The organism is Nocardia sp. NPDC003345 (assembly GCF_053589395.1).
Window position 1 is genome coordinate 1 of the sequence record NZ_JBSFRU010000134.1, and the last position, 15,651, is coordinate 15,651.

Sequence of the window (15,651 nt, forward strand, 5' to 3'; positions counted from 1 at the left end):
CTCCGGGTGGGTGCCGAATCCGGTTTCGTGGCCCGGGATTTCACAATGCCCAACGGGGGCGCGGTTCCACTGTGACAACTACCGAACCGTCGCGTCGTTCGAATCGCCGGCGAATCGTAGCTGGAGATTCGCGCGGCCGCACCCGGACCTCGCGTGCCCGGATCCACCCCGCGGGCCGCCGTGGAATTCCGCGAAGCGGCCCTTGACCACCGCAGTGGTGTGCGTGAGACTTTCCGCCACCAACCGGAGTTTTTTATCCGGTTGGTTCGGCCGGGCCGAGGGCTCGAAGAGGAGTTGTCCATGCACGAGTACCGCAAAGCCGGAGGCGACGGGGCGGCGGCGGCCGCACTGCGGCCCACCCGGTCGCAGGCCGTCCAGGTCGTGCAGCATTTCACCCGCACCGTCGCACCGTGCCGGACGCTGCCCGACGATGCGCTGAGCGGAGATATCACCGCTGTCACCGCCGGCTGTCTCACCTTGGCCGCGACGATCCTCAACGGACGCGACAGCTCCGTCGACGTCGAAATCGCGCAACTGGAATCCGCCGCGGTGCACTGGGCGCGCGAGGGAATACCGGTGGACGCGATACTGCACGCGTTGCACGAGGGGACGAAGATCGCGCAACGCATGGTCACCTCGCGAGACACCGCCGACCCGGTGGAACTCGGTGTCCGCACCGTCGATCTGCTCGATCTGATGACCACCACGGTGACCATGGCCTACCTGCGCGAATACCGAGCCGTCGCCGGGCAGCACCACAACGCGGTCCAGACCCTGACCTCGGCGCTGCTGGCCGGCCAGGCCACCACCGGTATGGCGCGGGAATGCGGAGTCACGCTGGAGCGGTCCTATCATCTGCTGGCCGTATCCATTCCGTCGCATCCGTCGGCGTCGGCGCCCGGTATCGATGCCCATATCGTGGCCCGCCGCGCCCTGCGGCGCATGCAGTCCGTACTCGCCGACCAGTACGGGGCCCGGGCCCTGTCCCTGCTGAGCACGACCGGTGGCACCATCCTGATACCCCCTACCGCCGAATGCCCGGAGCGGTTGCCCGAGGTAGTGGATCTGCTCGCCGCCGCGGCGGGTACCGCGCTCACCGCGGTCCACGTCGACTCGCCGGTCGACGATATTCCCGAGTTGTCGAAAACCCTGCACGACATGCTGGATATCGCGGTCCGCCTGCACCGGGCACTGGCCGCGGAGCGGAAAACGCGTCTCTACCGGTTCGAGGAGCTGGCCGTCGAATACCAGCTCACCCGGCCGGGCGCGGTCCGCGAAACGCTGGCCCGCAAGCTCGATCCGCTCACCGAACGCCCCGATCTGTACGAAACCCTCTGTGTGTACCTGCTCAACGATCAGAGTCGGCAGCGGACCGCCCGGCGCCTGCACATCCACCCCAATACGATCGATCATCGTCTCAAACGGATCGCGCAGTGCACCGGCCTCGACACCACCCGCGCCGAAGGTCTGTGGGGACTGCGCGCGGCACTGATCGCCCGCACCTTCCCCGCGCGGCCCCGCGATAGTCACCAGTGCTGAAAGCGGCAGTGCCCGGCCGGTTTCCGGCCGGCCACGCGGCGGCGCGGCTCAGCGGGCGGCGCCGGCGCGAGCGAGAATGACCGCGGCCAGTTCGGCCGGGCGCTCCTCGGGGACCCAGTGCGTGGCGTCCAGGATCTCGTGCGCGAACGGGCCGGTGACGTATTCGGCGGTGAGTTCGGCGCCCTTGCGGGCGATGAAGATATCCCGGGTGCTCGAGACATGGGTGGTGGGAGCGGTGATCTTGCGCCCCGCCTGCCGCCGGTCCACGATCGGCATCGCCCGGTACCAGTTCAGGGCGTAGTGCAGAGCCCCGCCGTCGACGATATCGCGGCGCACCCGGTCGAACTGGGCGTCGTCGAGTCCGGAGACGGCCGCCGCCCGGCGCCGCAGGGCGGTGTCACCGGTCCGGCCGGCCGCGCGGAAGGCGGCGGAGAGCACTACCTCGGGCAGCCACGGCAGCTGGAACAGCGCCATATAGCAGGTGCGGAACGCCTGGCTGCTCCGTAGCAGTGACCGGGCGAACGCCATCGGATGCGGAACCGATACCGAGGTGAGCGTGCGCACCAGCTCCGGGTGCCGCGCCGCGGTGGCCCAGGCGACGATCGATCCCCAGTCGTGGCCCACGAGATGTACGGGTCCGCCACCGAGTTCGTTGATCAGCGCCGCGATATCGCCGGCCAGGGCGCCGACGCGGTAGGCGTAGCGTCCCCGGGGCCGCGCGCCGGGGGAGTACCCGCGCTGATCGGGCGCGAGGGTGCGGTAGCCGCGTTCGTGCAGGAACGGGGTGAGGCGCGCCCACTGCGCGGACGTCTGCGGGAACCCGTGCAACAGCACGATCGGCGGGCCGTCGAGCGGGCCCTCGTCGATCACCCGGAAGGTGAGATCGTCGTTGACGAACGATGTCAGACGTGTCCCGGCGGGTCGCCCGGGCGGTGAATCGGCCTGCATACCGAAACGCTACGACATCCGGGGGAACAATCGTCGCCTGTTGCATGTTGTCAGGAGCGGCGCTATGGTTGACGGCGTCTTCATCTTGTGGATGTAGGTGACAGTTCCCTCCCACAAGGATCATCGTTCACCCCGGCGGTCTCCGCCGGTGATCCGAACACCTTCGGCCGGGCCGGGCTCCGATCGCTCGGACTCCCGCGCCCCGGCGGATGTATACCTGTCGGCCGCCGCCTCGGCCGCCGAATCCCCACCTATTCCTCCCGAGGAGGACCCATGCAGAACAACCCTGTCCACGTCACGGACGCCGCGACCACCGCCGCCTCGGCGGCACCGGTCTCCGGCATCCTCGATATCGCCGGAGATCGCGCCACGATGCGGGCCGACGGCTACCTACCCGGACCACATGATGCCCGCGTACCGCCGGGCCTGGTCCGCCGGTACGGTCTGCGCCGCGGCGACACCCTCACCGGCACAGCCGCTCCCGGACGGGCCGGCGGCGGTCCCGTATCGCTGACCGGAATCGACACCGTCAACGGTGTCCCGGCCGGTAACTCGCCGTCCCGGCCGCGTTTCGCCGACCTGGTCCCGCTCTACCCACAGGACCGTCTCGTGCTCGAAACCGAACCCCACGAGCTGTCCACCCGGATCGCCGACCTCGTGATGCCGATCGGCAAAGGTCAGCGTGCGCTGGTGGTCGCGCCACCCAAGGCGGGCAAGACCTCGGTGCTGCGGTCCATCGCCCACGGTATCGCCAAGAACCATCCCGAATGCCTGCTGATGCTCGTCCTCGTCGGGGAACGCCCGGAGGAAGTGACCGATCTGTCCCGCGCGGTACCTGCCGAGATCGCGGCCGCGACCTTCGACCAACCCGCCCGGGAACATATCGCGGTAGCGGAAATGGCCATCGAACGCGCCAAACGGCTCGTCGAGTCGGGCCGGGACGTGGTCGTGCTCCTGGACTCGCTGACCCGGCTGGCCCGCGCCTACAACACGGCCGCCGCGGGGTCGGGCCGGATCCTCTCCGGCGGGGTGGACGCCGCCGCGCTGGCCCCACCCAAGAAATTCCTCGGCGCCGCCCGCAATATCGAGCACGGCGGCTCGCTCACGGTGATCGCCACCGCCCTGGTCGAGACCGGTTCGCTCGCCGACACCGTCATCTTCGAGGAGTACAAGGGCACCGGTAACGCCGAGCTGAAACTCGACCGCCGGCTGGCCGACCACCGGCTGTTCCCCGCGGTCGACATCGACCGGTCGAGCACCCGCAAGGAGGAATTGCTGCTGTCGCCGGACGAACTGGCCGCCGTGCGCTCGCTCCGGAAGACCCTGGCGGGCCGCGAACCCCAGCAGGCCCTCGAACTGCTCCTGACCGGTCTGCGCCAGCACCGTACCAATGCCGAATTCCTCACCCAGATCCGTACCGCGGGGTGAACGGCCGAGCAGGGAGCGGCTGCGCGTGATACGGGCGGGCGTAGCCTCTCGACATCTCGGGGCGGGTCGAGTACACCGGTGGAATGTCCGCTCCGAGTGACGATTTCTGGGAAGTGCTGTCCACCGCGCGGTCGATTCGCCGCTTCACCGACGAGCCGGTCGACGCCGCCACGCTCGAGCGCTGCCTGCAGGCCGCGACGTGGGCCCCGAACGGCGCCAACGCGCAGCTGTGGCGATTCATCGTGCTCGACGCGCCCGAACAGCGGGCCGCGGTGGCCGAGGCCGCCCGGATCGCGCTGCGGTCGATCGAATCGATCTACGGTATGACCAGGCCCGCCGCCGACGATCACAGCCGTGCCGCGCGGAACAACCGTGCCACCTACGAGCTGCACGACCGGGCCGGCGATCACACCTCGGTGCTCTTCACCGCGTTCAAGAACGATTTCTCCTCCGAGTTCCTGCAGGGCGGTTCGATCTATCCGGCGCTGCAGAATTTCTACCTCGCGGCGCGGGCGCAGGGATTGGGCGCCTGTCCGACCAGCTGGGCGTCCTATGGCGGCGAAAAGGTACTGCGCGAATCGGTGGGTATCCCCGACGAATGGTTCCTGGCCGGGCATATCGTCATCGGCCGGCCGCGCGGCCGGCACGGATCGGTGCGCCGGCGCCCGGTGACCGAGGTGGTGTTCCGCAATCGCTGGGACCCCGAACACGCCGATATCACCTTCGGCCGGGGCGCGCGGCCCAGGGGACAGGCATAGGAGCTCAAGGTGGGGCGTCGCCGAGTTCCCGCTGCTGCACGACGAGTTCGTCCAGATCGGTCAACCGGCGCAAACCGGCCAGGGGCCGAGACATCCGCCGGTTGCCGGACAATGACTGTTCGTTACGTGACAGGAAGTACCAGTAGCCGGCGGTGAAGGGGCAGGCGTCCGTGCCCACCCGGTGATCCGGCCGATACCGGCAGCCGGCGCAGTAATCGCTCATGCGGTCGATATACGCGCCGCCGGAGGTATAGGGCTTGGTGGCCAGCAGCCCGCCGTCGGCGTGCTGTGACATCCCGAGCACATTGCCGGCCATCACCCATTCGTAGCCGTCCACGAAGCAGCGATGGAACCAGTCCGCGACGGCGCCGGGTCGCCAGCCCCGTTGCAGGGCATAGCTCGACAGCACCATGAGGCGGGGAATGTGATGGACCCAGCCGTGATCGCGGACATCGGCCAGCACATCGCGCAGACAATGCGCCTCCACCGCGTCGGCGTCCAGTTCGGCGAACCACTCCGGCAGGGGGCGACGGGCGGCGAATTCGTTGCGGTGGCGGTACTGCCGGCCGAAATGCCAGTAGCAGTGCCAGATGTAATCACGCCAGCCGATCAGCTGCCGGATATAACCCTCCGCTCCGGCGAGCGGCACGCGCCCCGCGCGGTAGGCGTCTTCGGCGGCGTACGCGCATTCCAGTGGATCCAGCAGCCCCAGATTCATCGGGGCCGAGAGCAGACTGTGCGCCATCCACGGATCCCCGGCCAGCATGGCGTCCTCGTACGGGCCGAAATGTGGCAGCCGGTCGCGCAGGAAATGCCGTAGCGCCCGCTCCGCCTCGGCGCGGGTGACCGCGAACTCCCGCGGCCCGTCGCGACCGACGAACGAGACGTGGCCGTCGCGTTCCCAGCGGTCCAGATCGGCGCGCACCTGTTCATCGATCTCGTCCTCGGTGGGCCACCACGGTTGCGCTACGCCGAGGCGGGGGGACGCCGGTGGCGGTTCCCGGTTCTCGGTATCGAGATTCCAGCGCGACCCGGCGGGGCCCGAGCCGTCCATCAGCAGATCGAATCTGCGTCGCGCGTCGCGGTAGAAGGTTTCCAGCAGCAGCCCCGACCGGGGGCGTGCCCATTCTTCGAAGGTGTCGCGGTCGGTGGCGAAACCACGAGCGGGCAGGACCTCGACCTCCGGTAGGCCCCGCACGAACCGGTCGGCGGCCCACGAGGTCGGCGCGCATACCGTGAGCCGGCCGGGCACCCGGTCGAGCGCCTCCCGGTAGGTGCGGGTGCGCAGGAACAGCGCCTGATCGCCGAGTTCGGCGGCGCGGTGCCGCAGCGCCGACAGCACGAGGTGGGCCTTGCGCCGATGGAACCGGCGGCGTCCGAACACGGCCCGGGATTCGATCAGCAGCACCGGCTGATCCGGATGGTCCAGGAAATGGGGGCCCAGCTGGTCGGCGAAACACCATCGCCGTGTGTCGCCACCGGTCATGCGCGGTCCCGCGGGCGCATACGGCGACACCACGAGCAGGCTGATTCGGGCACGACCGAGGCTAACCGGCAGCGGGCCGCCCGTCCCGGCACCACGCCGGACCCGGCCGGGCCGCGGTCAGCCGGGACTCCTACCGGCCGCCGGGCGGCGCGGTGCCGGACCCCCGGCGCAGCGCGCTGGGGGTTTCGTTCCACCACCGCCGGCAGCAGCGGGTGAGGGTGGCCTGCTCGGCGAGGCCGAGCAGAGAGGTGATCTGAGCGAGCGGCATCGCCGTGGTGGTCAGGTAGTGATACGCCCGTTCACGACGGACCTCGTCGAGGATCGCGGCGAAACTCGTATCCTCGGCCGCGAGTCTGCGCTGCAAGGTCCGGGGGTGTACGGCGAGCAGTTCGGCAACGGTCGCGATCTCGGCCGGGAGGGTACCCAGGAGCTGGCGGACGGTAGTCCGGACCCGCGGTGCGGTGGCGGTTCCGTCGCCCGCGGTCTGCGCGGCCAGGAACGCCATCGCCAGGCCGTGTAAGGTCGCGTCGCCACCGGTCAGGGACCGGGTCTGCAGTTCGCGTGGTACCCGCAGCAGCGCGGCCGGCCGCGCCACCCGCACCGGAGCGCCGAAGAACCGCTCGTAGACCGTCGTCGTGGCCGCCGGGTGGTACGGCAGTTCCACCGATCGCAATCCGTAGCGTCCGTTCACCAGCCGCTGGATCGCGCGATGCACGAATCCGAGGCCGAGGTCGGTGCTCTGTGCCGGGGTGGGACCGTCTCCGGACCGCACCTCGTACCACAGCGCGACGACGGTGTTGTCGCCGTACGGGTCCGGGATCAGATGGATTCGCAGCGACGGCGCGTGCACGAACAGATACCGCGTGGTGCACTCGATCACCTCGGCGAGTGTCGGCGAATTGCGGATGGCCAGTGCGAGGGGGCCGAGCATATCGAGGTCCTGCCGCGCCGAGATACGTAATCCGAGGTCGGGGCATCGCAGCCGGTGGGCGGCCAGTTCCAGCACCGCGGCGACGGCGTGATCGGGCACCAGCAGGTCGTCGGTGTCCAGCGCGGCGACCGGCAGGCCCACCGCGGCCGCCAGTTCCTCGGCGTCGCCGCCGAGTTCGGCGACGGTGGCCCGGAAGCCGCGCAGGCCCGCGGAACGGATAACCGACATGTCGTCCAGGATCAAAAAAATGTCGTGAGAAATCAAGAGTACGCCCCGGATCCTGGGCAGAATGGGGGCATGAGTGATGGCCTGGATCCCGTCGGTACACCGGATCACGTCGACGTGGTGATCGTCGGCGCCGGATTGTCCGGTATCGGCGCCGCCTACCGGTTACAGACCGAATGCCCGGGGAAGAGCTACGCGATTCTCGAGGCGCGCGACGCCCTCGGCGGTACCTGGGATCTGTTCCGCTATCCCGGTATCCGCTCCGACTCGGATATGTTCACCCTCGGCTACCCGTTCAAACCGTGGCGCGAGGCGAAATCCATCGCCGACGGTCCGTCGATCCTCCGCTACATCACCGAGACCGCGCGCGAGTACGGTATCGATCGGCGTATCCACTACCGTACCGAGCTGCTCGGCGCCGACTGGTCGTCGGAGACCCTGCGCTGGAGCCTCACTCTCCAACACCGTGACAGCACCGGTGCCGTGCACCGCACGACGATGACCTGCGGCTTCCTCTACAGTTGCGCCGGCTACTACAACTACGGCCACGGCCATGCCCCGGATTTCGCGGGGGCCGAGGATTTCGCGGGCACCGTGGTGCATCCACAGTTCTGGCCGGAGGACTTCGATTACACCGGGAAACGGGTGGTGGTGATCGGCAGCGGTGCCACCGCGGTGACCCTCGTACCCGCCATGGCCGAGGACGCCGGGCATGTCACCATGCTGCAGCGCAGCCCCACCTGGATCAGCGCCGTACCCGGCCGCGACAAGATCGCCGACCGGTTGCGCGCACTGCTGCCACCGAACCTGGCGCATCGGGTGATCCGCACCAAGAACATCCTGTTCTCCATCGGCTTCTACCAGTACTGCCGCCGCCGCCCGGAGGCCGCGCGAAAACTGCTCACCGGAGTGACTACCCGGATACTCGGCGACGAGAAACTGGTCGCCGAACACTTCACCCCCAGCTACGACCCCTGGGACCAGCGGTTGTGCGCGGTACCCAACGCCGATTTCTTCCGTGCCATGAAGAAGGGGAGAGCCGAGGTCGTCACCGACACCATCGATCGCTTCGTACCGGAGGGGGTCCGGCTGCGGTCGGGCCGGGTACTGCCCGCCGATATCGTCGTCACGGCCACCGGCCTGGAGTTGCTCGCCTTCGGCGGAATCGAACCGTCCGTGGACGGGGTGAAGGTCGCTCTGCCGGAACAGTTCGTATGGCAGGGCGCGATGCTGACCACCGTGCCCAACTTCGCCGTCTGCATCGGCTACACCAACTCGTCGTGGACACTGCGGGCCGATCTGACCTCCCGGCTGGTCTGCAAGGTGCTGAACTTCATGGACGATCGGGGCCATCGGGCCGTGGTCCCGGAGGTCCGGGGCAAACTCGGGGAGCGGCCGTTGCTGGATCTGACCTCCGGTTATGTCCAGCGTTCGATCGCCGATTTCCCGCGTCAGGGCGATCGTCACCCGTGGAAGGTCCGGCAGAACTACCTCCTCGACTCGGCCGCGGTCCTGCGCACCGATCTGCGCAGGACACTGCGCCCGGTGCGTGCCCGCGCATCGGCCCGGGTCTGACCTCGCGCCGGCCCCGTGGCGCCGTGCGCCCGACGGGGGCGTGACCAGGCCGCCGCCGGTGCGGTTGTCCTGGGAGTTGCTGCGCGAGTGCGGATCCCGTCGCCATGCCGCTGCGCAGCCCGTACTCTGGTCCGGCAAGCACCGGTCAGTGTGGGAGGAAAACCGTTGGGCCGCAGAGAGTCGCGGGAAGACAGGGATGTTTCGCCGGAGAACCGCGAAGCCATCCGGAACAACATCAAGGAAGAATTGGGCATTCCCCCCACACTCGACGGTGCCGACCCGGACGATTTCGCGGCGTGGCTGTCCCGGGTCGAGAACATGATGGACCTCGTTCCCCGGCAGAACCGGCGGCCGTTCGACATCACCGACAGTCGCGGGGCCACCGATGTGGTCGGTGAGGAGTTCATGCTGCGCCGGCTGGCGGAGGTTCGCCGGGAACTGCAGGCCGGGCTGCGCAATGCGACCGCGCGCGACGAACTCTCCCGGATCCGGCATGTGGCCGAGTCCGCGATCCACGATCCGGTGGCCCGGCAGATGGTCGCCGATCAGATCCAGCGCGCGCAGGACGTGGTGGTGAAATCGTCGGATACCGAGGATGCGCGGGATACCGCGCTGGAGCTGGAATTGCGCAATGTGGCCCAGGGCCTGAAGGAGCGGCGCGCGCGGGTGCGCTGGTCACCGTTGCACCGTGAACCCATCGCGGTCCTGCTGGGCGCCATCCTGCTGGTCGGGTTCAGCGCGGTGATGGTGATCGCCATGTTCACCCATACCGAGGTTCCGGAGATCGTGATGAATATGATCCTGCTGATCCTGGGCTTCTTCTTCGGGCAGTCGGCGGCGGGCGGACGGGGCGGGCGCAGAGAGCCCTAGCGATCGCGACCGTGCCGCCGCGGCCGTCTCAATGCAGGGGAATTCCCTCCCAGAGGCGCCGCGTCGGGTAGGGGTCGCCGACCGCGACCGGGTTCTCGTCGAGGCGCATGGTGGTCCGGAGCACGGGGTCGTAGCGGGGCCAGGGCGCCCGGCCGGTCCGCGCGAACTCCACCCAGGCGCCGTGTACGAAATCGGCGAGCCCCTGCGGTGGTGTGTCACCGGTGATCCACCGCATGCGCCGATCGTGGAGCCGGTCGAATACGAACGGGACCTCCAGGAAATGGCATGCGCCGAGTTGCCCCCCGAACCGCGGTGAGCGCCAGGCGAACTCGTAGGTGTAGGTCGCGGCCGCGGCGCGGGCGCGCGCATCGGCGAGGCGGAGTCCTGGGATGGTGTAGTACCAGTCACCCTGCAGGATCGCGAGCAGCCCGCCGGGCCCGGTGCCGGGATAGGCGGCGCGGTAGCCGGTTCGCGCCTGTTCGAGGGGCAACCCGTACAGCTCCAGCGCGGTGGTCAGCTCTTCCTCGCCGACCGCGTCGAGGCCGCCCGACGGCAGCAGTGACAGCCGCCCCTCCTCGGCGTTGTGGCCGATCAGCACATCGATGCCGGCGCCCGCGCCCGCCGTGATCGCATCGATGGGCGCGGCCGGCAAGGTGGCGCCGTCGACGACCGGGCGCCACATGTTGACCCGGCAACCCGGTTCGCCACCCCAGCGGAGTGGGTCGGGCCTACGGGCGAGATCGTCCATGACCGCGGTCTGGGCCGCGAGGACTCGTTCGACGCCCGCCGCGGCGAAGGCATCCCGGGTCGGGGCGGTGCCGAGTTCGGCGGCGAGTCGTTCCCCGATCTCACGGGCGGTATCGGCGGAGTAGCACATGTTGCCCGCACCGCTTTCCATGATCGCGCGGTGGAACAGCCCGTACGCGCGGGGCATGGCCAGGAGCGTGCCGACCGCCATCGCGCCCGCGGACTGGCCGAAAACGGTGATGTTGCCGGGGTCTCCGCCGAAGGCCGCGATATTGTCCCGGACCCATTCCAGCGCCGCGATCTGATCGAGCAGTGCCGTATTGGCGATGCCGTCGCCGAGGGCCAGGAAACCTTCGGCACCCAGGCGGTAGTTGATCGCGACCAGGACCACGCCGTCGCGGGCGAAGGCGTGACCGTCGTAGAGGCCGCAACTTCCGGTGTCGAAACCGCCACCGTGGATCCAGACCATGACCGGCAGACCCGCCGGGCCCGGGTCGGGAGTCCAGATGTTGAGGTTGAGGTACTCCGCGCCCGGAACCGGGGGAGCGAAGAAATCCAGCGGCGGCGGGGTCGGCGGTTGCGGCGGGGTGGGGCCGAGTTCGAGGGCGTCGCGGACGCCGGTCCACGGTTGTACGAGCCGCGGCGGCAGGTAGCGGTGGACGCCTCGCGGGGCATCGGCATAGGGCACGCCCCGGAAGGAGTGCACCCCGGAAGTGTTGCGGCCGCGTACCTTTCCGGACCGCGTGGTCACGATGGTCCCGGGGGTGCTGCCGGCGGCGCAGCCGCTCGCGGCCGCGGTGGTCGTGGTCAGGAGGGTTCCGTAGAGAAATGTGCGCCGGTTCATCGGTGTCGGACTTCCTGGTCGGAGGGCGCCGGGTGCGGATCCGGCGGCAGGCCGGGGTGCGGCGCGGTGTTCCGCCACATCCCATGAAATCTACGGTGTAGATATCGGCGACGGTATAACCTATGCCGTAGGTTTGGCAAGGGAAGGAGACGGAGTGGCCGGACGCACCCGTGGCATATCGGCGGGACTGACCCGCGAGCGCATAGCCGTCGCCGCGGTCGCCCTGGTCGATCGCGACGGACTCGAACGATTCGGGGTCCGCAGACTCGCGGAGGAACTCGGCGTCGACCCCATGTCCATCTACAACCACATCAAGGGCAAGGCGGCGCTACTGGACGCGGTGACCGAAGCCGTTCTCGCCGAGGTGGACACCGATATCGACGGTGAGTGGGAGGACATCGCCCGGACGACGGCGCACAACTACCGCGCCATGGTCGGCCGGCACCCGCAGGTGGCGCCACTGCTGGCCACCCGGCCGCAGGTTTCTCCGGTGGCGCTCGCCGCGCTGGAACGGCTGGTCGCCGCCATGCGCCGGGCCGGCCTGCCCGATGAGGTGGTGGCGGATACCCCGCTGCTGCTGTTCGGCTTCCTGCACGGATACCTGCTGGCGGTCCTGAACGGAGAATCGGCGAGTACCGGCGAGCCGCCCGCGATCGATACCGCGCGGTACCCGGTGCTGGCCTCGCTCGGGCCCCGGACGGCCGGGTTCGGATCCGTCGCGGAGTTCGACCGGATCCTGGACACCCTGCTTGCCGGAATCCGGGCGCGCGCGGCGGTGCGATCGGCCACAGCCGCGCCCTGTCGGACCTCGGTGCCAGACTCTGGCGGATGAGATGGGCGGTGGCGGAATCGGGTGACGGTGGCGCCTATCTGTGTGCGCTCGGCCCGGACGGGCGGCCCGGGCCGGTGCTCCACGAGCCGTCGCTCGCCGAGGCGGTGCGCTCCCGTCCCGAGGTCGAGCGGTGGGTGTGGCGGTCGACGGCCGAGATATACCGGCCGCTGCTGGCGGCCGGAGTACGGGTCGAACGGTGCTACGACGTGCAGGCCGCGGAAGCTCTGCTGATCGGGTACGAGGAGGGGCAGTCCGGTCAGCCCCGCTCACTGGCCGCGGCCTGGGCGCGGCTGCACGATCTGCCCGTACCGCCGGACGCCCCGCCGCGGACGGCCGAGGTCCAGCCGTCGCTGTTCGAATCGGGTCCGGTGCCGTTGCCGCCGGGCACCGATGAATTCACGGCCCTGCTGGAGGTCTACGCGGGACAACTCGCCCGGACGGCGGCCACCGGGCATCCCGACCGGATGCGGCTGCTGCTCGCCGCCGAATCGGCGGGCATGCTGGTCGCGGTGGAGATGTCGCGGTTCGGGATACCGTGGCGTGCCGATGTGCACCGTGAACTACTCGATTCGATGCTGGGGGAGCGCTTTCCGGGAGGGTCGCAACCGCGCCGGATGGCGGAACTGGCCGATGAGGTGTCGCGGGCCTTCGGCGCGCGGGTGCGTCCGGATCTGCCCGGCGATATCGTCAAGGCGTTCGCCCGCGCCGGGATCGAGCTGTCCTCCACCCGGAAATGGGAACTCCAGCGGATCGAGCACCCCGCGGTGGCACCGCTGCTCGCCTACAAATCGCTGTACCGCCTGTACACCGCCTACGGCTGGTCCTGGCTCGAACAGTGGGTCCACGGCGGCCGTTTCCGTCCCGAGTTCCTGCCGGGCGGTACCGTTTCCGGTCGGTGGACCACCAACGGTGGTGGCGCGCTGCAGATCCCGAAGGTGGTGCGCCGGGCCATCCGTGCCGATCCGGGCTGGTGCCTGGTCGTCGCCGACGCCGACCAGATGGAACCGCGGATACTCGCCGCCGTCTCGCGTGACCCGGGCCTGATGGAGGTGGCGGGCCGGGGCGCGGACCTCTACGCGGATCTGGCGCACCGCGGTTTCGGCGGCGACCGGGCGCAGGCCAAACTCGCGCTATTGGGCGCCGTCTACGGTCAGACCTCCGGCGACGCGCTGACCCATCTGGCGGCGCTGCGCCGCCGGTATCCGGCCGCGGTGGCCTATGTCGACGCCGCCGCGCGTGCCGGGGAGGAGGGGCGGCTGGTGCGCACCTGGCTGGGGCGGACGTGCCCACCGGTTTCGGTCGCCGCGGCGGACGAGGCGGAACCGGTCCGGGAGGAGTCCGGCGGGTACGGCGGATCCGCGGCGGCGCGCGCCCGGGGCCGTTTCACCCGTAACTTCGTGGTGCAGGGCAGCGCCGCCGACTGGGCGCTGCTGGTCCTCGCGGGTCTGCGGCATGCGATGGGCCGCGCCGGCCTGCGCGCCGAACTGGTCTTCTTCCAGCACGACGAGGTGATCGTGCACTGCCCGGCCGAAGAGTCGGTAGCGGTCACCGAGATGATCACGGCCGCCGCCGATACCGCGGGCCGCCACGCGTTCGGGCCCACACCGGTGCGGTTTCCCTTCACCACCGCGGTGGTCGAGTCCTACGGCGACGCGAAATAGCCCGCTAGTCCAGGATTCGCCGGGCGACATTGGTGGTGACCAGGTCCAGAAGTTCCTCGCCGCGGCCCGCGAGGATGGTGCGGATGGCGTAGAGGCCGAAACCCTTGGCCTGTTCGGCCGTGACGGCGGGCGGAATCGTCAGTTCCTGCCGGGACGCGACCACATCGACGAGCGCGGGACCGTCGTGCGCCAGGGCTTCCGCGACGGCGTTCTCGAGATCGCCGGGCTTCTCCACGCGCCGGCCCCAGAGACCCATCGCCCGGGCGACCGCGCCGAAGTCGGGGTTGTCCAGGCCGGTACCGAAGTTCACCACCCCGGCCGCCTTCATCTCCAGTTCGACGAAATTCAGTGACGAATTGTTGAACACGATGACCTTGACCGGCAGATCGTTCTGCAGCAGGGTGATCAATTCACCGAACAGCATCGTCAGGCCCCCGTCCCCGGCCAGCGCGATCACCTGGCGCCCCGGATAGGCGGTTTGCGCGCCGATCGCGTGCGGCAGCGCGCAGGCCATGGTGCCGTGGGTGAACGAGCCGGTCAGCCGGCGCCGGCCGTTCATGGTCAGGTAGCGAGCGGCCCAGATCGTCGGAGATCCGACATCGAAGGTGAACACCGCGTCGTCGTCGGCCAGCCGATCCGTCACGCCGGCTACGTATTCCGGCCGGATCGGCGTGCGATCCCGGTCGTTGACCGCCAGCGCGTCCAATGCGGTACGGGTGCGCCGGTAGTGGCGCAGCGACCGGTCCAGATGCGTTTTGTCGGTTTTACGCGTCAGCATGGGCAGCAGCGCGTCGACGGTGTCGCGCACACTACCGACCATGCCCAGATCTATCGGCGTGCGCCGGCCGAGATGGCGGCCCCGGATATCGAGCTGGATGATCTTCGCATCCTCGGGATAGAACTGGGTGTACGGAAAATCGGTGCCCAGCATCAGGAGCACGTCGGCTTCCTTGATCGCCTTGTAGCCGGATGCGTAGCCGAGCAGGCCCGTCATCCCCACGTCGTAGGGATTGTCGTACTCCAGATGTTCCTTGCCGCGGAACGCGTGCACGATCGGCGACTGCAGGGTGCCGGCCAGCGCCATGACCTGAGCGTGGGCGCCGGCCGTCCCGGCCCCGCCGAGAACGGTCACCCGGGAACCGGCATTCAGGATATCGGCGGCCTCGCGCAGCGTGGCGTCGTCCGGACGCCGCACCGACCGGGTCGGCAGCACCGGTTTACCGCTCCACCGCCCGCCCGCCAGGCGGCTCTGGAATACCTCGCCGGGGATCACCACCACCGCGACACCGCAGTCCTCGACCGCCGCCCGCATCGCCATCTGCACCACGCGGGGCGCGGATTCCGCGTCGGAGACCAGCTCGCAGTACACGCTGCATTCGCGGAACAGCTGCTCGGGATGGGTCTCCTGGAAGTATCCCGACCCGATCTCGGCGATCGGTATATGCGCGGCGACGGCCAGCACCGGGACCCGCGTCCGTTGTGCGTCGAAGAGACCGTTCACGAGATGGAGATTGCCCGGCCCGCAACTCCCGGCGCATACCGCGAGCCGGCCGGTCAACGCCGCCTCGGCGCTCGCGGCGAAAGCGGCGGCCTCCTCGTGGCGGACGTGCTCCCAGCTGATGTCGCCGGATCGCCGAATCGCGTCGGTGAACCCGTTGAGGCTGTCACCGGGCAGGCCGTAGACCCGGCGGACACCGCTGATCCGCAGGGCGGAGATCAGGTGCTGAGCGACAGTCGCCATGGGCCGGACCCTACGCGCGCCGAACGCGATGTCCGGTGAGGCGAGACCGGAAGAGCGGCGGACCGC

12 protein-coding genes are annotated in these 15,651 nt (G+C 69.5%); 7 read left to right on the forward strand and 5 right to left on the reverse strand.

Annotated features, from left to right (window positions below; all coding sequences use genetic code 11):
• Positions 1–300 precede the first annotated feature (300 nt).
• Positions 301–1,539, forward strand: a complete 1,239-nt coding sequence (locus tag ACWDU1_RS16445) for a PucR family transcriptional regulator (protein ID WP_449999311.1) — start codon at positions 301–303, stop codon at positions 1,537–1,539.
• 48 nt (positions 1,540–1,587) lie between these two features.
• Here the strand turns inward: ACWDU1_RS16445 and ACWDU1_RS16450 are convergent, their stop codons facing one another.
• On the reverse strand, positions 1,588–2,487 hold the full coding sequence (locus ACWDU1_RS16450) for an alpha/beta fold hydrolase (RefSeq protein WP_449999312.1): 900 nt from the start codon (positions 2,485–2,487) through the stop codon (positions 1,588–1,590).
• 273 nt (positions 2,488–2,760) lie between these two features.
• On the opposite strand from ACWDU1_RS16450, the gene ACWDU1_RS16455 reads away from it, so the two are divergent.
• A complete protein-coding gene (locus ACWDU1_RS16455) occupies positions 2,761–3,915 on the forward strand; it encodes a transcription termination factor Rho, short form (protein WP_449999314.1) in 1,155 nt (384 codons plus the stop codon).
• 83 nt (positions 3,916–3,998) lie between these two features.
• Positions 3,999–4,673, forward strand: a complete 675-nt coding sequence (locus tag ACWDU1_RS16460) for a nitroreductase family protein (RefSeq protein WP_449999315.1) — start codon at positions 3,999–4,001, stop codon at positions 4,671–4,673.
• Positions 4,674–4,677: 4 nt separating this feature from the next.
• Here ACWDU1_RS16460 and ACWDU1_RS16465 read toward each other — a convergent pair whose 3' ends face one another.
• Both ACWDU1_RS16465 and ACWDU1_RS16470 read right to left on the reverse strand, forming a co-directional pair.
• Positions 4,678–6,159: a cryptochrome/photolyase family protein gene (locus ACWDU1_RS16465; protein ID WP_449999316.1), complete on the reverse strand. Its 1,482-nt coding sequence runs from the start codon at positions 6,157–6,159 to the stop codon at positions 4,678–4,680.
• 130 nt (positions 6,160–6,289) lie between these two features.
• Positions 6,290–7,318: an AraC family transcriptional regulator gene (locus tag ACWDU1_RS16470; RefSeq protein ID WP_449999317.1), complete on the reverse strand. Its 1,029-nt coding sequence runs from the start codon at positions 7,316–7,318 to the stop codon at positions 6,290–6,292.
• A 69-nt stretch (positions 7,319–7,387) separates the two neighbouring features.
• On the opposite strand from ACWDU1_RS16470, the gene ACWDU1_RS16475 reads away from it, so the two are divergent.
• Both ACWDU1_RS16475 and ACWDU1_RS16480 read left to right on the forward strand, forming a co-directional pair.
• Entirely contained in the window at positions 7,388–8,890 is a 1,503-nt protein-coding gene (locus tag ACWDU1_RS16475) for a flavin-containing monooxygenase (protein ID WP_449999319.1), read from the forward strand.
• 165 nt (positions 8,891–9,055) lie between these two features.
• The gene (locus ACWDU1_RS16480) at positions 9,056–9,760 is read left to right on the forward strand and encodes a hypothetical protein (RefSeq protein WP_449999320.1); all 705 of its coding nucleotides are present in this window, start codon (positions 9,056–9,058) and stop codon (positions 9,758–9,760) included.
• Positions 9,761–9,788: 28 nt separating this feature from the next.
• Here ACWDU1_RS16480 and ACWDU1_RS16485 read toward each other — a convergent pair whose 3' ends face one another.
• Complete coding sequence (locus tag ACWDU1_RS16485; RefSeq protein WP_449999322.1) at positions 9,789–11,351, reverse strand: carboxylesterase/lipase family protein; 1,563 nt, start codon at positions 11,349–11,351, stop codon at positions 9,789–9,791.
• Between the two features lie 154 nt (positions 11,352–11,505).
• On the opposite strand from ACWDU1_RS16485, the gene ACWDU1_RS16490 reads away from it, so the two are divergent.
• Together ACWDU1_RS16490 and ACWDU1_RS16495 are read left to right on the forward strand one after the other, a co-directional pair.
• Positions 11,506–12,183, forward strand: a complete 678-nt coding sequence (locus ACWDU1_RS16490) for a TetR/AcrR family transcriptional regulator (RefSeq protein WP_449999323.1) — start codon at positions 11,506–11,508, stop codon at positions 12,181–12,183.
• A complete protein-coding gene (locus ACWDU1_RS16495) occupies positions 12,180–13,844 on the forward strand; it encodes a bifunctional 3'-5' exonuclease/DNA polymerase (protein ID WP_449999325.1) in 1,665 nt (554 codons plus the stop codon). Before ACWDU1_RS16490 ends, ACWDU1_RS16495 begins: the two co-directional genes overlap by 4 nt.
• Before the next feature lie 4 nt (positions 13,845–13,848).
• Here ACWDU1_RS16495 and poxB read toward each other — a convergent pair whose 3' ends face one another.
• Entirely contained in the window at positions 13,849–15,585 is a 1,737-nt protein-coding gene (gene poxB, locus ACWDU1_RS16500; RefSeq protein ID WP_449999326.1) for a ubiquinone-dependent pyruvate dehydrogenase, read from the reverse strand.
• Positions 15,586–15,651 lie beyond the last annotated feature (66 nt).